Origin of the sequence: Nocardia asteroides, from assembly GCF_900637185.1 — a bacterium.
GTDB lineage: Bacteria > Actinomycetota > Actinomycetes > Mycobacteriales > Mycobacteriaceae > Nocardia > Nocardia asteroides.
This window is the reverse complement of record NZ_LR134352.1, coordinates 4092388-4111661: the sequence shown is the minus strand read 5'-3', so window position 1 is coordinate 4111661 and position 19274 is coordinate 4092388. Positions and strand designations below refer to the sequence as shown.

The 19274-nt window shown below is 70.6% G+C and carries 15 protein-coding genes; 7 read left to right on the top strand and 8 right to left on the bottom strand.

The window, feature by feature from the left end:
• Positions 1-3: 3 nt before the first annotated feature.
• Positions 4-948: a hypothetical protein gene (locus EL493_RS19255; protein WP_022566926.1), complete on the bottom strand. Its 945-nt coding sequence runs from the start codon at positions 946-948 to the stop codon at positions 4-6.
• A gap of 95 nt (positions 949-1043) precedes the next feature.
• The gene (locus tag EL493_RS19250; protein WP_074965480.1) at positions 1044-1949 is read right to left on the bottom strand and encodes an IclR family transcriptional regulator; all 906 of its coding nucleotides are present in this window, start codon (positions 1947-1949) and stop codon (positions 1044-1046) included.
• A 77-nt stretch (positions 1950-2026) separates the two neighbouring features.
• Between EL493_RS19250 and cysD the strand changes: the two genes are divergently transcribed.
• From cysD to EL493_RS19225, 5 genes are read left to right on the top strand one after another with little or no spacing between them, the layout of a single operon-like run.
• Complete coding sequence (cysD, locus tag EL493_RS19245; protein ID WP_019046945.1) at positions 2027-2932, top strand: sulfate adenylyltransferase subunit CysD; 906 nt, start codon at positions 2027-2029, stop codon at positions 2930-2932.
• Positions 2932-4788, top strand: a complete 1857-nt coding sequence (cysC, locus tag EL493_RS19240) for an adenylyl-sulfate kinase (protein WP_019046944.1) — start codon at positions 2932-2934, stop codon at positions 4786-4788. The genes cysD and cysC overlap by 1 nt, the downstream gene beginning before the upstream one ends.
• A complete protein-coding gene (locus EL493_RS19235) occupies positions 4785-6002 on the top strand; it encodes a hypothetical protein (RefSeq protein WP_019046943.1) in 1218 nt (405 codons plus the stop codon). Before cysC ends, EL493_RS19235 begins: the two co-directional genes overlap by 4 nt.
• On the top strand, positions 5999-6784 hold the full coding sequence (locus EL493_RS19230; protein WP_019046942.1) for an SDR family oxidoreductase: 786 nt from the start codon (positions 5999-6001) through the stop codon (positions 6782-6784). Before EL493_RS19235 ends, EL493_RS19230 begins: the two co-directional genes overlap by 4 nt.
• Positions 6785-6801: 17 nt before the next feature.
• Positions 6802-7935 (top strand): sulfotransferase family protein, encoded by a 1134-nt coding sequence (locus EL493_RS19225; protein ID WP_019046941.1) that lies wholly within the window; start codon positions 6802-6804, stop codon positions 7933-7935.
• Between the two features lie 48 nt (positions 7936-7983).
• Here the strand turns inward: EL493_RS19225 and EL493_RS32425 are convergent, their stop codons facing one another.
• A complete protein-coding gene (locus tag EL493_RS32425) occupies positions 7984-9063 on the bottom strand; it encodes a hypothetical protein (RefSeq protein ID WP_155982487.1) in 1080 nt (359 codons plus the stop codon).
• A gap of 308 nt (positions 9064-9371) precedes the next feature.
• On the opposite strand from EL493_RS32425, the gene EL493_RS19210 reads away from it, so the two are divergent.
• On the top strand, positions 9372-10874 hold the full coding sequence (locus EL493_RS19210) for an alpha/beta hydrolase (protein ID WP_019046939.1): 1503 nt from the start codon (positions 9372-9374) through the stop codon (positions 10872-10874).
• Between the two features lie 14 nt (positions 10875-10888).
• On the opposite strand, the gene EL493_RS19205 is transcribed toward EL493_RS19210, so the two are convergent.
• From EL493_RS19205 to EL493_RS19190, 4 genes are all read right to left on the bottom strand, one after another.
• On the bottom strand, positions 10889-12682 hold the full coding sequence (locus EL493_RS19205; protein ID WP_019046938.1) for a DEDDh family exonuclease: 1794 nt from the start codon (positions 12680-12682) through the stop codon (positions 10889-10891).
• An 80-nt stretch (positions 12683-12762) separates the two neighbouring features.
• Positions 12763-14715, bottom strand: coding sequence for an acetoacetate--CoA ligase (locus EL493_RS19200; RefSeq protein ID WP_022566929.1), 1953 nt, complete (start codon positions 14713-14715; stop codon positions 12763-12765).
• Positions 14712-15458 (bottom strand): 3-hydroxybutyrate dehydrogenase, encoded by a 747-nt coding sequence (locus tag EL493_RS19195; RefSeq protein ID WP_019046936.1) that lies wholly within the window; start codon positions 15456-15458, stop codon positions 14712-14714. The genes EL493_RS19200 and EL493_RS19195 overlap by 4 nt, the downstream gene beginning before the upstream one ends.
• Positions 15455-16849 carry an MFS transporter gene (locus EL493_RS19190; RefSeq protein ID WP_019046935.1) on the bottom strand — a complete coding sequence of 465 codons (1395 nt, stop codon included), beginning with the start codon at positions 16847-16849 and terminating at the stop codon, positions 15455-15457. The genes EL493_RS19195 and EL493_RS19190 overlap by 4 nt, the downstream gene beginning before the upstream one ends.
• A gap of 135 nt (positions 16850-16984) precedes the next feature.
• Between EL493_RS19190 and EL493_RS19185 the strand changes: the two genes are divergently transcribed.
• Positions 16985-17929 carry a LysR family transcriptional regulator gene (locus tag EL493_RS19185; RefSeq protein WP_198040963.1) on the top strand — a complete coding sequence of 315 codons (945 nt, stop codon included), beginning with the start codon at positions 16985-16987 and terminating at the stop codon, positions 17927-17929.
• Here EL493_RS19185 and EL493_RS19180 read toward each other — a convergent pair.
• Entirely contained in the window at positions 17899-19206 is a 1308-nt protein-coding gene (locus EL493_RS19180) for a TerD family protein (protein WP_030202080.1), read from the bottom strand. The two genes, EL493_RS19185 and EL493_RS19180, sit on opposite strands and share 31 nt — an antisense overlap.
• Positions 19207-19274: the final 68 nt, after the last annotated feature.

The following is a 19274-nucleotide window of genomic DNA, read 5'->3' as shown; positions in this document are numbered from 1 at the left end:
CCGTCAGACCAGGCGCAGGCTGGTGACCAGCTGCTTGGCCTGCTCGGCGGTGAATTCCCCGCTCGTGCCGCGATCGGCGAGGATCGTCAGCACCAGCAGGGTGTTCGCCGCGTTGCGGAAGGCGAAGGCGTACACGGCGTAGGCGTTCGCGGTGCAGCCCGGCAGCGCGGGCTTCCACGGGCCGGTGCTCTCCACGAGCTGGCCGCTGACGCCGCTGCGCGTGGTCAGTGCCGTCGGGGTGCCGACGGTGCCGCCGGTCGGGTCCGAATAACCGCCCGCCGCACCGATTTTCGCGACGGCCTTGGCCGCGGCCGCCGGATCGCTCTCGGTCGTGGCGGTGACGGCGGCCATCACCCGGTAGGCCGAGCCGGGGCAGTAGTCCTCGCCTTCGGTCGCCTGGCCGCGGCCGTCGATGGAGCCCAGGCTGGTGGTGAGGGACATGGTGTCGTATTCGGGTTCGATCGTCCACGTCGACGGCACGTCGTAGGCGACCCGCTGGGAGGCGATCAGCACGCCCTTCGATCCCGGGGTGGCCGGTGCGGTGGTGGTCCCGGACAGCGGTCCGGCCTTGGCCGAGGTGGTGACCGAGGCCGAGGTGGCGGTGGTGCTCTCGTCGTCGGAGCTCATGCCGATGATCACGGCGGCGATCCCGGCCACGGCGACCAGCGCGACGGCCACCACCACCGCGATGATCACCCCCGCGCCCCCGCCACCGCGACGCGGTGGTCCCGGATACGGTTGCGGCGCATACCCGTACGGTTGCTGCTGCGCGTACTGCGGACCGTAACCCGGCTGCGGGGCGCCGTACTGCGGCGGGTATCCGCCGGGCTGCTGCCCGGGGTAACCGTAGGGCTGTTGCGGCTGCTGCTGGTAGGGCTCCGGGCCGGTCTGCGGCGGCTGTTGTCCCTGCAGGCCCGGCGCCTCCCACCAACGATCACTGTCCGACACGCGCAGTCCTCTCCTGCCACCGGCGACCGGCCGTCGAGTCCGGCCGGGCTCCCCTGCCAGCGTAACGGCGCGCCGGGCACCGTGTGGGCGTCGGCTCAGTCGACGGTGGCGTTGAGCGTGCCGATCCGGTCGGCCGCGGCGACCGTCGCCGATCCCAGCTCGCTCAGCGCTCGTGCCGCGAGCCGGGTGTCGGGGCAGCTGACCACCGCGGCGACGACCGCGCCGCGCGCGTCGCGCACCGGTGCGGCGAGGGTGACCACCGCGTTCTCCTGACCGAGTTCGTCGGGCAGGTAGTCGATGGTGATCAGCTCGGTGATCACCGAACCCAGCTGCGCCCGCAGCGCGGCGGTGACCGGTGAATCACGCAGTCCCGCCAGCACTTCCAGCATCGGCGTGGAGTCGTCGACGAGCCGTTCGACCGAGTAGCCCCTGGCCCGGATCTCGTCGAGGACCAGCGCCAGCCGGTCCCGGTGGGCCGGTTCGGCGGACGCGAGCCACGCCCGGCGTTGCGCCTCCGGCGCCCAGGCGACGAACTCCCGGCAGACCGGCGGGGCCAGGGGCAGCCGGCGACCGGGCCGGATCCAGCCCGCGGACGGATCGCCGACGACTTCGGTGACCACGATGCTCTCGCCGTCGCGTTCGGCCAGGAACACGGGATAGCCGGTGCGCTCGGACAGCGCGCGCAACTGTGGCGCGGCCGTGCGCCGCAGCGGGAACGCCGCCTCGGCCCGCCGGGCGACGGTGAGCAGGCGCAACCCGATGCCGTAGCACCCGTCGGCGTCGCGCGCGGTCCAGCCGTCGGCGGTGAGCTGGGTGAGCACCGCGTGCGCGGTGGCCCGGGACAGACCGGCTTCGCGCACGATCCGGGCCAGCGACAACCGATCCGTGGGATACCGCGACAGCAGTTCGAGCACCTTGACCACGCGTTGCGTCGGCGGCGACGCCGAATCCACGGTCGCCTCTTGACCGGCGCCCTCGGCCCGGCTTATCGTCGGTGTCACAATATCGAACAATAGCGTCGAATAGTCGACAACGCAACTCGGCGGCGGAGACGCCGGCGGAACGAAGTGGGTGAACAGTGCAGACGGGGTACGAGCTGTCGCATCTGGCGGCCTTGGAGGCCGAGTCGGTGCACATATTCCGGGAGGTGGCCGCCACGTTCGAACGGCCGGGGCTGCTGTTCTCGGGCGGCAAGGACTCGGCGGTGCTGCTGCACCTCGCGCGGCGCGCCTTCTGGCCTGCGCCGCTGCCGTTCCCGCTGCTGCACGTGGACACCGGGCACAATTTCGACGAGGTCATCGAGTTCCGCGACCGCACCGCCGACCGCACCGGCGCGCGCCTGCTGGTCGCCCACGTCCAGGACGACATCGACGCGGGCCGCGTGGTGGAGCGCGCGGGCGGCACCCGCAATCCGTTGCAGACCACCACCCTGCTCCGGGCCATCGGCGAACACCGGTTCGACGCGGTGTTCGGCGGTGCCCGCCGCGACGAGGAGAAGGCCCGAGCCAAGGAGCGGGTGTTCAGTTTCCGCAACCGGTTCGGCGAATGGGACCCGCGGGCGCAGCGCCCCGAGGTGTGGAACCTCTACAACGGGCGGCATCAGCAGGGCGAGCACATCCGGGTGTTCCCGCTGTCGAACTGGACCGAGCTCGACATCTGGGAGTACATCGACCGCGAGGCCGTGGAACTGCCGACGCTGTACTACGCGCACCGGCGCCGCGTCGTCGAACGCGACGGCATGTTGTTGTCGACGGGCCGGTTCATCACCCCGCAGCCCGGTGAACGCACCTTCGACGCCACCGTCCGGTTCCGCACCGTGGGTGACGCCACCTGCACCGGCTGCGTCGAGAGCGAGGCCGACACCGCCGCGCAGGTGATCGCCGAGACCGCGGCGACCCGGCTCACCGAGCGCGGCGCCACCCGCGCCGACGACCGGATCTCCGAGACCGGCATGGAAGACCGCAAGCGAGAGGGCTACTTCTGATGAGCCGCAACCTGTTGCGCCTGGCGACCGCGGGCAGCGTCGACGACGGCAAGTCGACCCTCATCGGCAGGCTGCTCTACGACTCCAAGTCGCTGTTCGACGACCAGCTGGCCGCGATCGAACGGGTCAGCACCGAACGCGGCGAGGCCGCGGCCGATCTGGCCCTGGTCACCGACGGCCTGCGCGCCGAGCGCGAGCAGGGCATCACCATCGACGTCGCCTACCGCTACGTCACCACCCCGCGGCGCAAGTTCGTCATCGCCGACACCCCCGGGCACGTGCAGTACACCCGCAACATGGTGACCGGCGCGTCCACCGCCGATCTGGCGCTGATCCTGGTCGACGCGCGTACCGGCGTGTCCGAGCAGACCCGCAGGCACGCCTTCCTCGCGACGCTGCTCGGCGTGCCGCACCTGGTGGTGTGCGTGAACAAGATGGATCTGGTCGACTGGTCCCAGGAACGCTTCGAGGAGATCCGCACCGAGTTCGCCGCCTTCGCCGCGAAGCTGACCGTCGGCGACCTGAGCTTCGTGCCGGTCTCGGCACTGCTCGGCGACAATGTCGTCGAGGGCTCCGAGCACATGGACTGGTATCCGGGGCCGCCGCTGCTGCGTCAGCTCGAGGACGTGCACATCGCCTCGGACCGCAATCTCATCGACGCGCGGTTGCCGATCCAGTACGTCATCCGCGCCCAGCAGGGCCTGGATCACCGCAGCTACGCGGGCACCGTCGCCGGTGGCATCTTCAAGCCCGGCGACGAGGTGGTGGTGCTGCCGGCCGGGCACACCTCCCGGGTCCGCGAGATCTGGGGTCCGGGCGGTTCGAAGGTCGACGAGGCGTTCACCGGGATGGCGATCTCGCTCACCCTCGACGACGAGATCGATGTCGGCCGTGGTGATCTGCTGGCCCGGCCGGGCAATCGCCCGCACCTCGACGGCGAACTGGACGCGATGGTGTGCTGGTTCTCCGAGACCACGCAGTTGCGCGAGGGCGCGGGCTATCTGGTGCGCACGGCCGCGCAGATCTCCCCCGCCGAGGTCACCGCCATCGACTATCAGCTCGACGTCAACACGCTGCACCGCCGCGAGAACGTGGACGCACTGGCGCTCAACGACATCGCCCGGGTCCGGCTGCGCAGCAGGCAGCCGCTGATGGTCGACCCGTATCGGGAGAACCGCCGCACCGGCAGTTTCATCCTGATCGACCCGGTCACCGACCAGACCGTGGCGGCGGGCATGATCACCGGCCGCGACACCGGCGCCACCCAGCACTCGCCCGCCACCGTGGTGTGGCATCGCTCGGCGGTGGGTCGCGAGGATCGCGCCCACTCCGGCGCCACGATCTGGCTCACCGGACTCTCCGGCTCCGGCAAGTCGACCATCGCGGTCGAGGTGGAGCGCCAGCTGGTGACGGCGGGACGCGCCGCCTACCTGCTCGACGGCGACAACCTGCGGCACGGCCTCAACGCCGGGCTCGGGTTCTCCGCCGCCGACCGCGACGAGAACGTGCGCCGGGTGGCCGAAGTGGCCGCGCTGTTCGCCGATTCCGGCGCGATCGCGATCGTGTCGGTGATCAGCCCGTTCGCCGCGCAGCGCAGCAGAGCCCGCACCACGCATGCCGAGCGCGAGCTGCCGTTCCACGAGGTCTTCGTCGACACACCGTTGCCGGAGTGCGAGCGCCGCGACCCGAAGGGCCTCTACGCCAAGGCCCGCGCGGGCGAGCTGCCCGGCTTCACCGGGATCAGTTCCCCCTACGAACGGCCAGCGCAGGCCGATCTCGTCATCACCCCCGACCTCGGCTCCCCCGCCGAGATCGCCGCCCATATCCTCCGAGAGCTAGGAATCGCAGACCGTTGACCCACTCCAGTACCGCCGCCACCCCGGGCAGCACCGCGCCACCGGAGCCGCTGACCGCGCCGTTCACCGCCGCGCTCGCCCAGGCCGAGAAGCTCATCGCCGGAGCCGACTTCGTGCGCAGCGAGGCCGACCTCGCCGAGGGCTACGACTACCTCGCCGCCGGCGCGGCCGCCTGCCTGCGGCTGTCCGGGGCGCACGGCACCAGCCACCCGTATTTCGTGTCCTCGACCGGGCCCTACGCCAAGATGGGCCTGGACAATCCGGACACCCTCTACTACCACGCGAATATCGAACCCGACGCCGAGTACCTGGTGAGTGGCGTGCGCGGCAGCACCGTCGACCTCAGTTTCCAGGTACTCAAGGGCGACTACACCGCGACCGAGGTGCCCGGCGGCGAGGACGCCTTCGACGACCGGCGCATCCCGATCGCCGCGGACGGCAGCTTCGCGATCCGCTTCGGTCCCGCCAAACCCGATGCCGGGCCGGACTATTTCGCGCTCGGCGAGGGCGCCTCGATGCTGGCCGTGCGTGAGGTCTACGGCGACTGGACCGAGCGGAAGGGCTCGATCCGCATCGAACGGGTCGACACCGTCGGCACCGCGCCGGTCGAACCCGACCTGGCGCGGATGCGCAAACGCTACAGCGCCGCGGCCAAGATGCTGCTCACCCGCGTACACACCTGGTTCAACTTCCCGAAGTGGTTCTATCTGGACCTGCCGGTGAACACCCTTACCGCGCCGCGGCTCACCCCCGGCGGCCTGAGCACCCAGTACTCCTCGGTGGGCCATTTCGACCTGGCCGACGATCAGGCGCTGGTGATCACGGTGCCGAAATCGGACGCGCCGTACCAGGGTTTCCAGCTCGGCAGCCTCTGGTACATCTCGCTGGACTACGTGAACCACCAGACCAGCCTCAATCACACCCAGGCACAGGTGGATCCGGACGGCATGATCCGGATGGTGGTGAGCAGGCAGGATCCCGGCATCGCCAACTGGATCGAGACCACCGGCCGGACCCGCGGCATCCTGCAGTTCCGGTGGCAGCGCACCGACCGCCCGATGACCGAGGCCGACGGACCGACGGTGTCGCTCGTGCCGATCGCGGAGGTCGCCCAGCACCTCCCCCACTTCGCAGACAACCGGATCGACGCCGACGGCAGGCGCGACCGGATCGCCGCCCGCCAGCGGGCTTTCGCCGAAAGGATGCTCGGATGAGCGGGGCACTGTTGGATGGCAAAGTCGTGGTCGTGTCCGGGGTCGGTCCCGGTCTCGGTCGCTCGATCTGCCTGGAGGCCGCGGCCGCGGGCGCCACGGTGGTATTGGCGGCGCGCACCGAATCGCGGCTGCTCGAGGTGGCCGCCGAGATCGAGGCGGCCGGGGGCGCCACGCTGTGCGTGCCCACCGACATCACCGACGACGCCGCGGTCGAGAACCTCGTCGGCCGGACCGTCGACACGTTCGGGCGGGTCGACGCGCTGGTGAACAACGCGTTCTCGATGCCGTCGATGAAGCCGTTGGACCGCACCGACTTCGACCACATCCGGGCGGGTCTGGACATGACCGTGCTCGGCGGCCTGCGGATGACACAGGCTTTCACTCCCGCGCTGGCCGAGGCCAAGGGCGCGGTCGTGATGATCAACTCGATGGTCGTGCGGCATTCCGAACCGCGCTACGGCAGTTACAAACTCACCAAGGCGGCGCTGCTGGCCATGTCGCAGACCCTGGCCACCGAGCTGGGCACCAAGGGCGTGCGGGTCAACAGCGTGCTGCCCGGCTACATCTGGACCGATCAGCTGAAGTGGTACTTCGGTCAGGTCGCGGAGAAGTACGGCATCACCGTCGAGCAGGTGTACGAGCAGACCGCGTCGAAGTCGGATCTGAAGCGGCTGCCCGAGCCCGACGAGATCGCCCGCGCCGTGGTCTTCCTCGCCTCGGGCTGGTCCTCGGCGATCACCGGCCAGACCCTCGACGTCAACTGCGGCGAATACCACAACTGAGCAAGGAGTTCCCCTCGATGACCGTGCGCACCGATGTCGGCACCGTGGCCGATCTGCACGCCTCAGCCACCAAACTCACCGGTCTCACCGATTTCGGGACCGACGACTACACCGAGGCGTTGCAGGTGCTGCTCGACTCGTACCGCGAGGAGGCCGGGCTCACCGAGCTGGGCAGCAAGATGTCGCGGTTCTTCCTGCGCGGCACCCTGGTGGCCCGCGCGCTGAGCGAGGCCGCCTGGGCGGCCAACCCCGGCTACGCCGACACCGCGATCACCCGGCCGATCTTCGTCACCGGGCTCCCCCGCACCGGCACCACCGCCCTGCATCGCCTGCTGGCGGCGGACCCCGGCAATCAGGGCCTGGAGATGTGGCTGACCGATTTCCCGCAGCCGCGGCCGCCGCGCGAGAGCTGGGCCGACAATCCGGCCTATCAGCAGATCGACGCGGGTCTGCGGCAGCATCAGGTGCAGAACCCCGAGTTCATGGGTCTGCACTACATGAGTGCCGCCGACGTGGAGGAATGCTGGCAGCTGCTGCGCCAGTCCGGGACGTCGCACTCCTACGAGTGCCTCGCCTATGTGCCCAGCTACGCGCAGTGGCTGTCGAATCAGGACTGGACGCCCGCCTACGCCCGGCATCGCCGCAACCTGCAGTTGATCGGGATGAACGACACCCGCCGCTGGGTCCTCAAGAATCCCAGTCACCTGTTCTGCCTGGACGCGCTGCTCGCGGTCTATCCGGACGCGATCGTCATCCAGACCCATCGTGATCCCGCCACCATCATCCCGTCGGTGTGCAGCCTCAACGAGCACGCCACCCGCGGTTGGTCGACGGTGTTCACCGGGGAGACGATCGGCCGCACCCAGCTCGACCTGTGGGCCCGGGGACTGTCGGAGTTCACGGCCGCGCGGGCCCGCCACACCGACGCCACCTTCATCGACGTCGACTTCGACGATCTGCGGGCCGACCCGTTCGGTGTCGTCGAACGCATCTACACCCGCATCGGCGCCGATTTCACCGAGGAGGCGCGCGCCGCCATCACGGCTCTGGACACCGAGAGCCGTACCGGGGACCGCAAACCCACCCATCACTATTCGCTCGCCGACTACGGGCTGACCGAGGAGATGGTCGCGGAACGCTTCGGCTCCTGATCCTGGGCTGACGTCCGTGCCCGCTCGGTGCGCCGGGCACGGACGTCCTTACGTCCGCGGGCCGAAGAACTCGGCGCGGGCTGCATCGATGCGCGCCTGGGCCTGGGCCGCGCCTTGGAAGCTGACCGCCGCCGATCCGCCCCCGGCCAAGCCCAGCGCGAGGAGACCACCGATCACCGACAGCAGATTCGGCTCGGGCAGGATGCCGGTGTCGCTGGTGGGTTTGACCTGGTGCGCGGGAGCAGGCGTCGTTCCGGCGGGCGCTTGGGCGGGTGGATCGCCGGCTCCGGCGGGGGCCGGTGCGCCCGCTGCGCCGCCGGGTCCACCGCCGCCGGGAGCCGATCCGGCCTGCGGTGCGGCGCCACCGCCGGGTGCGGCGCCTGCTGGGCCCCCGGGGCCGGGGTCGGCGGTCTGCGGTTCCGCGGCCTCCGGTTGGTTCTGCGAAGGCGCGAGCGGCGGGTCGGGCGTCAGGCCCTGAGGAGCGGGCTCTTCGGCAGGCGGCTGCGGCTCGGGTTCATTGCCGGGGTTCGGAGTGTTGCCCTGGTTGCCGCCACCGTTGCCCTGATTGCCGTTGCCGTTGCCCTGATTGCCGTTACCGTTGCCCGGGTTCGGATTCCCGTTGTTGCCCTGGTTGCCGTTGCCGTTGCCCTGATTCCCGTTGCCACTACCGGGGTTCTGGTTGCCGTTGTTGCCTTGGTTGCCGCCACCATTGCCCTGGTTGCCGTTACCGCTGCCGGGGTTCTGGTTCCCGTTGCTGTTCTGGTTGCCGCTATAGCCCTGGTTGCCGCCACCGTTGCCCTGGTTGCCGCCACCGTTGCCCTGGTTGCCGTTACCGTTGCCTGGGTTCTGGTTGCCGTTGTTGCCCTGGTTCCCGCCGTTACCGCTGTTCCCGACGCCGTTTCCGTTGTTGCCGCCACCATGGCCGTTGCCACCGCCATTGCCGTGGTCTCCTGGACCCGCGACGAATCGGATTTCGGCACGGTCCGTCGGGTCGCCGCCGGGGGCTTCGCCGACGCCATTTCCGTCCACGATGCCGATCTCGTCGACGCCCGAGGTCGGCTGAGCGACGCCGTACCCGAGCAGCCCGAGCACGCCCGCGGCCCCTGCCACCACGACTGTTCGTCGCACCCGCCCGACTGTCACGCGCCCGCCGTCCCGTCCTCGGTAGTCCCGCTCACACCCTTGCGGTCGGATCCGACTCCGGTCGCGTTACGCGCCGCCACGCCCGGCTACCGCGGCGCACACCCTCGAACCCGGCCGCGAACAGCCTAACCAAGACCGATACGCCGCTTCTGACCGATTCGGCAATACCGCCCGCTCCGACCTGCGGCCGGCCCATCGAGAGGTGTCGCCGGCTCGCTCACCCTCGGGCGGCCCCGCGCAACGGCGATCGGGCGGGGATTCGGTGCCATATCCTGGATCGGAGGTGGGTTGTGATGCGCTACAGCGAATTTCGATGGATCGGCGTGCTCGTCGCTGTGGCGACGATCGTGTGCGGGGTGACCATCACCGGATCCGGCCGGGCGGGCGCGGTGACCGGGCTGGAGCGCTTCGAGCAGCAGGTCGTGCAGTGGCGGGCCTGCGACGACACGGCGCTGGCCCAGGTGGGCGCGCAGTGCGCCGCGGTGACGGTGCCGCTGGACTACGCGGTACCCCGGGGACGCACGATCACGGTCGCCGTCTCGCGGATCCCCGCGTCCGATCCGGCGCACCGCCGCGGCGTGCTGCTGACGAACCCGGGCGGTCCCGGTGCGCCCGGCCTGGACCCTCGACCCGTCCTGGGCGGTCTGTCCGCCGAGGTCACGGCCAGGTACGACCTGATCGGTTTCGATCCGCGCGGGGTCGGACGGTCGACACCGGTGGAGTGCGGGTGGGGCGATGTCCGGGTGCCGGGTGGGGACCGACGCCCCGGTCTCACGCGGGCCGAGTTCGATCTCGACGTCGCCGCGGCCGCCCGGCTGGCGGCCCAGTGCGTGGGGGCCGAGGGCGGCGCGGTCCGCCAGTTCAGCACCCGCAATACCGCGCGGGACATGCGGATCATCGGCGCCGTGCTCGGGGAATCGCGGATCAGCTATCTGGGCGCGTCCTACGGAACCTATCTGGGCGCGGTGTTCACGCAGATGTTTCCCGAGCACAGCGACCGGATCGTGCTCGACAGCGTCGTCGACCCGCAGCGGTATTGGCTGGCCATGCACCAGGATTCGGCGGCCGCCAACGAGGAGGCGCTGCACGTCTGGGCCGAGTGGGTCGCGGCGCGACACGAGCGATACCGTCTCGGGGCCGACCGCGACCAGGTGCTCGCCACCGTGGATCACCTGCTCGCACGCGCCGACCGCGCGCCGATCGAGATCGCCGGTCTGCGCGTCGACGACGATATCCTGCATGTCGCGTTGAATCTGCTGCTCTCGTCCGGCCAGTTCACGCCACCGTTGGCCGAACTGGTCCATCAGCTCCGGGTGGTCGCCGACGGTGGCACCGTCGATCCGGCGCCGATCTGGGAACCGGTGGGGCAGTTCGCCGCGATGGGCTCGATGTTCCAAGCCCACATGGCCGTGAAATGCGCTGACGTCGCCGCCCCGCGCGACCCCGACTGGTACTGGCGCGAAGTCGAGCGGGTCCGGGTCGAGCAGCCGGTGTTCGGCCCGCTCCTGAGCTCGATCGGGGTCTGCGCGTTCTGGCCCGCACCGGCCGAGCCGCCCACGGTGATCGGCAACGCGGTTCCGGTCCTGCTCCTGCACGCCGACGGCGACATCCGCACCACCTATCCCGGCGCCCAGGCGATGCACCGCGCGCTGACCGGTTCCGCGCTGGTGACACTGCGCGGGGCCCGCGCCCACGGCGTGCTCGCGCTCCCCAGCGCCTGCGTCATCGCGGCGGCAAACACCTACCTGCGCGACGGCGTCCTCCCACCCACCGAACTCGACTGCCGGCTCGGCTGACCCCGGCGCCGCGCCTATTCGACCTCGACGCCGTACCGACGGGCCAGCTCGGCGAGGCCGAATTCGTAGCCCTGCCCGACCGCGCGCACCCGCCAGGTCTTGCCGCGCAGATACAGCTCGGCGAGCAGCAGGGTGCGCTCGACGGTGGCGGCATCGAGGGTCGCGCGCACGGCGGCACCGGATTCGAGACCGGCAGCCAGTTCCAGTTCGACGGCACCGACCTCGCCGAAGGTGCCCGCACCGTCGAGGGCGGCCGCGACGACCACCCGCACACAATCCCCGGGCAGGTCGTCGAGGGCGAGGGTGACCGATTGCTCGGTCGGACCCTCCTGCGACAGACGTGCCCCGTCGGCCGCCGGCTGGTTGTAGAAGACGAAATCGTCCGAGTCACGGACCTTCTCGTTGCCGTCGACCAGGAAGGCGACCAGGTCCACCGCCGTCGTGCCGAACTGGTTCCAGGTGGCCCGCACTGTCCAGGACTCGGCCTCGCCCGGCAGGTCGATCACCTGTCCTCGCGCCAGGACCGCGGGTTCGGGCGACGCGGGCTCCGACGCGGCGGGCGCGGTGGCGGTTCGTTCCAGCAACGCGAGTCCGTGGACGGGCAGCCCCAGGTCGGTCGCCTTGCGCAGTCTGCGATCGGTGTCCGCGCCCGCCAGCAGGAGCAGGTCGGTGACCGTGGCGGACAGGTTGACCGCCGCCGAGCCGCCGAGTTCCACGATCCGTGTTCTGGTCGCCGCGGCTTCCTCGTGGGTGCCGCCGAGCACCAGCACCCGGTGGCCGGACAGCGGGCCCGCCGGCTTCGGACCCGGACGGCGCGATGCCGGTGCGCTGGGTTCCGGTGCGCGGGACACGGGCGTCGACGTGCCCGCCTGTTTCGGGGTCCCGGGTTCGATTGTCGCGAGGAGTTCCAGGAACCGGGCTTCGTCGATCACCGGGGTGCCGAATCCGATCGCCGTGCGCGCCTTCCCTGTCCCGCTGTCCGGCGCGTTGGTGACCAGCAGGCTCGTGCGTCCGCTCACCGCCCCGGTGACATCGAGTCCGGCCGCCTCGGCTCGCGACACCAGGTCTTCGCGATCCACCACGGTCTCCCCGGTGAACGCGACCTTCATGCCGCACCGCAGAGGGGTGCCGGGCTCCCAGCGACCCGGATACGCGTAGGAGCAGGGCTGTTTCGCACCGCGCCGCTCGACCGGCCAGGCTGTCCGTGCCGGGTCGTGCGCGGTCGGCGCGCACGGGAGCAGGGGTGGCGCGATTCCGAGCCGGGCGGCGTCGGCGACGAGTGCCCGGAGCACGTGCGCGAGGACGCGGGTGTCGTCGAGCGCGTCGTGCGCCTTCTGCTGCGGTACACCGTAGTAGGCGGCCAGCGTCCCCAGCGTGTAATCCGGAGTCGGCAGCCCGACCCGGCGCGCCAGGGCCAGGGTGCACAGCCGTGTCCGGACCGGCAGCTCCGCACCGGCGCGCCGGAACTCGCCGGCCAGGAAACCGAAGTCGAACACCGCGTTGTGCGCCACCAAGACCCGGCCCGTCAGCATCGCCGACAGCTGCTCGCGCACCTGCGCGAATCGCGGCGCGCCACGCAGGATCTCGGCGGTGAGGCCGTGGATGTGCACCGGCCCCGGGTCGCAGCCGGGATCCACCAGGGTGTGGAACTCGCGGCTCACCTGGCCGGTGCTGTCCAAGGTCAGCGCGGCCACCGAGAGGACCCGGTGGCGTTGTGGCTGGAACCCGGAGGTCTCCACGTCCACCACCGTGAACTCCCCGAATCCGGCGGCCTGCTGTTGCTCGTCGAGTCGCGTCAACCCCTGCATGAGCAACGCATCGTAGTCAATCGCCGAAATGTTGCAGGCGACTTCGCGATTCGTGCAGCGGCGGCCTTGCGCGTCCTCGGCTACAAGCCGTCCCGGCGGATCTGGGCGTACCAGTCCAGCAGGAGCGGCTGGTCCACGGTCGAAGGGTCGACCACCTCCGCGGGGCCGGCGCCCTGGAGGATCCGTTTCACCGGGACTTCCAGTTTCTTGCCGGTCCTGGTGCGCGGGACACCCGGCGCCTGCACGATGACGTCCGGAACGTGCCGGGGAGAGACCTGCGTCCGGATGGCTTCCACGATGCCGGTTCTCAGCTCGTCGGTGAGGGTCGCACCGGCGGGCATTACGACGAACAGCGGCATCCAGTAGCCGCCGTCGGCTTGTTCCGCGCCGATGATCAGCGAGTCGACCACCTCCGGGAGCTGTTCCACCACCTGGTAGATGTCGGCACTACCCATCCGGATGCCGTGCCGGTTGAGCGTGGAATCGGAGCGGCCGTGCACGACGACACTGCCGTGGCCGGTCCGGGTGATCCAGTCCCCGTGCCGCCAGACGCCGGGGAAATCCTCGAAATAGGCTCGGCGATAACGGGATCCGTCGAAATCGCGCCAGAAGCCGACCGGCATGGACGGCATCGGCCGGGTGACGACGAGTTCTCCGACGGCATCGTGCACCGGGTTGCCCGCGCTGTCCCACGCCTCCAGCGCGACACCGAGGTAGGGGGCCGACAGCTCACCGGGCCACACCGGAACCGTGCGCACCCCGCCCGCGAAGGCCGACACCACATCGGTGCCGCCGCTGATCGAGGCCACCGGAATGTGTGCCCCGACCTTGTCGGACAGCCACAGCGACGAGGTGGCGGGCAATGCCGACCCGGTGACCCCGATCAGCCGCAGCGCCGACAGATCGTGCTCACGTCCCGGCTCCACACCGGCTTTCGCGCAGGCCAGCACGTAGCCGGGGCTGGTGCCGAGCACGGTGGCGCGCACCCGGGCGGCGATGTCCCACAGCGCATCCGGCCGTCCCGCGGTCGGGCTGCCCGGATAGCAGACCACGGTCGCCCCGACGAGCAGCCCGGCGACCTGGAAGTTCCACATCATCCAGCTCGGGCTGGTGTACCAGAGGAAGGTGTCGTCGCGGCCGATATCGCACTGCAACGCCACCGCTTTCAGGTGTTCCAGCAGCACCCCGCCGTGACCGTGCACGATGCCCTTGGGCAGCCCGGTGGTCCCCGAGGAGTACAGCACCCACAGCGGATGGTCGAAGGGCACCGGTTCGGTCCCCGGTGCGCTCGCGGCCGCTGCGGTGGCGGTGTCCCAGTCGAGTGCACCGTCGAGGGCGCCGCCGCGGCGCGAGACGAGTACCGTCGCCCGCAGTTCGGGTAGTGCCACTCGCAGGGCCGCGACCTCGTCGAGCTTGTCGTGGTCCTTGCCGCCGTAGCGGTAGCCGTCGGCGGCGACCAGCACGACCGGCGCGAGCTGCCCGAGGCGGTCGTGGGCGGCCTTGGCGGTGTAGTCCTGACCGCACGCGCTCCACACGGCGCCCAGGCTCACCGTTCCCAGGAACGCGATCACCGTTTCGGCGATGTCGGGCAGGTAGCCGACTACCCGATCTCCGGGCCGGACCCCGAGGTCGCGCAGCGTCCGCGCGAAACCCGCTGCCCGGCCGAGCATCTCGGCCCACGACAGCTCGGTGCGCGTGCCGTCCTCGTCGACCGACACGATCGCGGGCCGGTCGGTGCGCGCCTGCCGGATCACCTGGTCCACATAGTTGAGGTGGACACCCGGAAACCACCGCGCGCCCGGCATGGAGTCGTCGGCCAGTACTGCCGACGGCCGCTCCCCCAGCTCGAAGTAGTCCCACACCGCGCCCCAGAACGCCGCCGGATCGTCGACCGACCAGCGCCACTGCGCCGGGTAGTCCGGCAGCGCGACAGACAGCCGGGTCTCGGCGAAGCGGGCGAAGTCGGTGATCCTGGCCTCGGCGATGTCGTGTTCGCTCGGCACCCACTGCGGTGTCGCGGTCGTGGTCGTCATCGCGCGCTCCACCCCCCGTCCATCACATACGAGGACCCGGTCACCATTCCGGCGTGCCCGGACACCAGCCAGGCGACCAGCGCCGCGACCTCCTCCGGTTCGATCAGGCGTTTGATCGCGCTCTCGGTGAGCAGCACCTTGTCCAGCACTTCCTGCTCGGGGATTCCGTGCGCCGCGGCCTGTTCGGCGATCTGCCTGTCCACCAGCGGGGTGCGCACATAGCCGGGGTTCACGCAGTTGCTGGTGACGCCGTGCGGGCCGCCTTCGACCGCGGTCACCTTCGACAGCCCTTCCAGCGCGTGCTTGGCCGTCACATAGGCCACCTTGAACGGCGAGGCGCGCAGGCCGTGCACCGAGGAGATGTTGACGACGCGGCCGAAGCCTTGCGCGTACATGTGCGGCAGCGCGGCCCGGATCAGCAGGAACGGCGCCTCCACCATCAGTGTCTGGATCTGGCGGAACCGTTCCGGCGGGAAGTCCTCGAGCGGGCTGACCGTCTGCACGCCGGCGTTGTTGACCAGAATGTCGACCGACAGCGTCAGCTGGGCCAGCGCGTCGACGTCGAGCAGGTCCACCGCCCAGGCCTGTCCGCCGATCTCGGCGGCCACCGTCTTGGCGCCGAGCTCGTCGACATCGGCGACGGTCACCGCCGCACCGCGGGCGGCCAGTTCGTGCGCGCAGGCCGCGCCGATTCCGCCCGCCGCGCCGGTGACCAGCGCGGTTCGTCCGATCAGGTCGCTCATGCCGGTACCACCTTGGTGGACACGGGAGTCGCGACCGCGGCGGTCTCCGTGGCATCGGCGGCGTCGAGGGATTCCAGGTCGATGCCCTTGGTCTCACGGGCGCACAGGACCGCGATCACCGTGATCGTCGCGGCCACCGCCAGATACACCGCGATCGGCACCGAGGAACCGTAGGTGTCGAGCAGCTTCACCGCGATGATCGGCGCGAGCGAGCCCGCCACGATCGAGGTGACCTGATAGCCCAGCGACACACCGGAATAGCGCATCCGGGTCGGGAACATCTCCGCCATGATGGCCGGCTGCCCGGCGTACATCAGGCCGTGGAACACCAGGCCGACGATGATCGCGGCCAGGATCAGCGCGCTGTGCCCGGAGTCCATCAGCGGGAAGGCGAAGAAGCCCCAGGTGGCGGCGGCCACGGCGCCGACGAGGTAGACGGGGCGGCGCCCCAGCCGGTCACCGAGGTGACCCGCCAGCGGGATCACCGCCATGTGCACGGCATGCGCGGCCAGCAACCACCACAGGATGGTGGTGGTGTCGGCGTGCACGTGGACCTTCAGGTAGGTGATCGAGAAGGTGACCACCAGGTAGTACATGATGTTCTCGCCGAAACGCAGCCCCATGGCGGTGAAGACACCACGCGGGTAGCGGCGCAGCACCTCGAACACGCTGAACGAGGACGCCTTGGCCTGCTCCATCTGCTGCTGCGCGGCGAGGAAGATCGGGGCGTCGGTCACCTTGGTGCGCACGTAGTAGCCGACCAGCACCACCACCGCCGACAGCCAGAACGCCACGCGCCAGCCCCAGCTCAGGAACGCCGCGTCCGACAGCGTGGAGGTGAGCACCAGCAGCACGACGGTGGCGAGCAGATTGCCCGCGGGCACACCGGCCTGCGGCCAGCTCGCCCAGAACGCGCGACTGCGGCTCGGGCTGTGTTCGGCCACCAGCAGGACCGCGCCACCCCATTCGCCGCCGATGGCGAATCCCTGGATGAACCGCAGGGTCACCAGCAGTGCCGGAGCCCAGTAGCCGATCTGGGTGAAGGTGGGCAGACAGCCCATCAGGAAGGTCGCGCCGCCGACCAGGACCAGGCTCAGTTGCAGCAGCTTCTTGCGCCCGTAGCGGTCACCGAAGTAGCCGAAGACGATGCCGCCCAGCGGTCGTGCCACGAACCCGACGGCGTAGGTGACGAACGCGGCCAGGATCGCGTCCAGATCGCTGGTCCCCTTGGCGAAGAACACCTTGCTGAACACGAGGGTGGCGGCGGTGCCGTAGAGGAAGAACTCGTACCACTCGACGACAGTTCCCGCCATCGAGGCGGCCACCACCCGGCGCAGGCCGCTCGGTGCGGTGCCGTCCCCGGCCGGTGGTGTCGCGTTGCTGACGCTCATCACTGCTCCTTGGTGATCGCGGCCACGTCACGACTCGACTGTGATGCAGCCCACTAGCAATGCGAAGAGTATTCGTGCAGATCGAATTCGGTCGCAATGGCCAAGTTCGCACGCGGCATCTGCAAAGATGCAGAAATGAGCGCGACCTCGCCGGATCCCGCCCGGCGGCCGAGCGCCGACGACCTGCTGGTGCTGCTCGCCGTCGGCCGTTCGGGCCGTTTCGTCACCGCCGCCGAGGAATTGGGCATCAACCACACCACGATCTCGCGCCGGATCGCGGCACTGGAACGCGCGGTGGGCGGGCGGGTGCTGACCCGGGTCACCGGCGGCTGGGAACTCACCGATCTCGGTCGCGCGGCCCTCGCGGCCGCCGAGACCATCGACGCCGCGGTGCGCTCACTGGGCGCGGCCGACGGCGCGCCCGAACTCGAAGGCGTGGTGCGGCTGTCGGCCACCGACGGCTTCAGCGCCTACCTGGCCGCGCCCGCCGCCGCGCGGGTGCAGCGCAGGCATCCGCGGGTGGCGGTGGAGATCATCGCGACCACGCGGCGCGCCTCCACCCAGCGCAGCGGCCTCGACATCGAAGTGGTGGTCGGGAAGCCGCAGGTCCAGCGTGCCGAGGCAATCCGGCTGGGCGACTACAGCCTCGGCCTCTACGCCGCCAGGGACTATCTGGCCGAGCACGGCGTCCCGGCGTCGGTGGAGGAGCTGCGCCGCTATCCGCTCGTCTACTTCGTCGAGTCGATCCTGCAGGTCGACGACCTCGACCTGGCCACCAGCTTCACCCCGGCCATGCGCCAATCCGTTTCCTCCACCAATGTTTTCGTGCACGTCGAGGCCACCCGCGCGGCCGCCGGGATCGGTCTGCTGCCGTGTTTCATGGCCGACCGGCACGACGATCTCGTGCGGGTGCTCGGCGCGCAGGTCCGGGTGCGGCTCACCTACTGGCTCGTCGCGCGCGCGGAGACCCTGCGCCGCCCGGAGGTGGCGGCGGTGGTGGAGGCGCTGCGGGTCACCGTCGACGAACAGCGGGCCGAACTGCTCGGCGATCAGCGCGGATCGGGGCAGCGTCCCGCGTAGCTGCTCAGGCCTAGGCCGTTGCCGCGCTTGCTGCGGCCCACCGGCCCGTTCTTGGCCGAGCGCACCCACGTGCCGCTGCTGTCGAGTACCGGCATCCGTTCGCTGAAGGCCCGGCTGTAGCGGGTGGTGCCGTCGACGGTGAGGATCCCGTCGCGCACGTCGATGTGGGCGACCGTGGCCCAGAAGGAGTTCTTGCCGTTGCCGATGACGACGGTGATCTGGTCGGCATCCGGGCCGGGCAGGCCGTCGTGCCCGGCGCGGCCGTAGCGTACCCGGACCCGGGGCCTGCCGAAGGTGTCGATGGCGCCGGCGCCGTTGTCGACGGACTGGTAGACGTTGAGCAGCAGGTCGCCGTTCTCGGTGGGGCGCACCACCACCTGTTCGGTGGCGGGCAGATTCTTCGCGCCGGGCCCGCGGCTGTCGCCCTGGTGGTGGATGTGCGGCCAGGCCGCCAAGTCGCCCTGGTGTCCCTTCTCGCCGCTGATCACCACATAGTCGCCGGTGATCTCGTTGCGGCAGAAGAAGTACACGTCCAGGTCGCCGGTACCGTAGCTGCGGACCCGGCCGTCGGGCTCGTACTGCGCGCCGCGCCCGTCCCATTCGAGGCCGACGGTGAGGACATAGCCCGGTTCGCCCTTGCGCAGGTCGATACACGCGCGCTTGTCCGGCGAGTCCTTGGTGAGCACCACGTCGACCTTGCGCAGATCGATGGCGGGCGGGATCGGCACCGGCGCCGCGGCGGCGGGCGCCGGGACAGGAGCGGGCGGTTCGTCGTCCACGACGATCCCGTAGTCGGTGGCGAAGGCCGCCAGCCCGGCGCTGTAACCCTGTCCGATCGCGTCCAGCCGCCAGCCGCCGCCGCGCCGGTACAGGGCCACGGCCTGCAGCACGGTCTCCGAATCCAGCCCGGGCGGAACGAAACTCACCGTCCGGTCGGGCCCGGCCACGGCGACCCGCAAGCCGGTCACCTCGCCGAACCGCAACCCCTGCGCTTCGGTGCTGCCCGCGATCACCACCCGCGCGATGTCGGCGGGCACGGCCGCCAGGTCCACCGACACCACCGCGTCGGATTCCAGCCGCACTCCCGGCGCGGACGGATTGTTGAAGAACACGAAGTCGGCGTCGGAGCGGACCCGCCCGTCGGCGGTCACCAGCACCGCCGACACGTCCACGGCGCCGGCCGGACCGTCCGAATCGAGCCGCACCGTGTACCGCCCGTCGGCCAGATCGGTCTTGGACCCCTTGGGCACCTCCACGACCGCTGCGCTTCCTGTCATGACACCGCCCTCCACCGGTCACCGCGCCCACCTGCGCGATCACGCCCACGGTACCCGCGCCACCCGCC

Excerpts from the sequence above, each read along its gene's own strand:
- cysC (WP_019046944.1), top strand. The coding sequence starts at position 2,932 with ATGAGCCGCAACCTGTTGCGCCTGGCGACCGCGGGCAGCGTCGACGAC.
- EL493_RS19230 (WP_019046942.1), top strand. The coding sequence starts at position 5,999 with ATGAGCGGGGCACTGTTGGATGGCAAAGTCGTGGTCGTGTCCGGGGTC.
- EL493_RS19225 (WP_019046941.1), top strand. The coding sequence starts at position 6,802 with ATGACCGTGCGCACCGATGTCGGCACCGTGGCCGATCTGCACGCCTCA.
- EL493_RS19210 (WP_019046939.1), top strand. The coding sequence starts at position 9,372 with ATGCGCTACAGCGAATTTCGATGGATCGGCGTGCTCGTCGCTGTGGCG.
- EL493_RS19205 (WP_019046938.1), bottom strand. The coding sequence starts at position 12,682 with ATGCAGGGGTTGACGCGACTCGACGAGCAACAGCAGGCCGCCGGATTC.
- EL493_RS19200 (WP_022566929.1), bottom strand. The coding sequence starts at position 14,715 with ATGACGACCACGACCGCGACACCGCAGTGGGTGCCGAGCGAACACGAC.
- EL493_RS19195 (WP_019046936.1), bottom strand. The coding sequence starts at position 15,458 with ATGAGCGACCTGATCGGACGAACCGCGCTGGTCACCGGCGCGGCGGGC.
- EL493_RS19190 (WP_019046935.1), bottom strand. The coding sequence starts at position 16,849 with ATGAGCGTCAGCAACGCGACACCACCGGCCGGGGACGGCACCGCACCG.
- EL493_RS19185 (WP_198040963.1), top strand. The coding sequence starts at position 16,985 with ATGAGCGCGACCTCGCCGGATCCCGCCCGGCGGCCGAGCGCCGACGAC.
- EL493_RS19180 (WP_030202080.1), bottom strand. The coding sequence starts at position 19,206 with ATGACAGGAAGCGCAGCGGTCGTGGAGGTGCCCAAGGGGTCCAAGACC.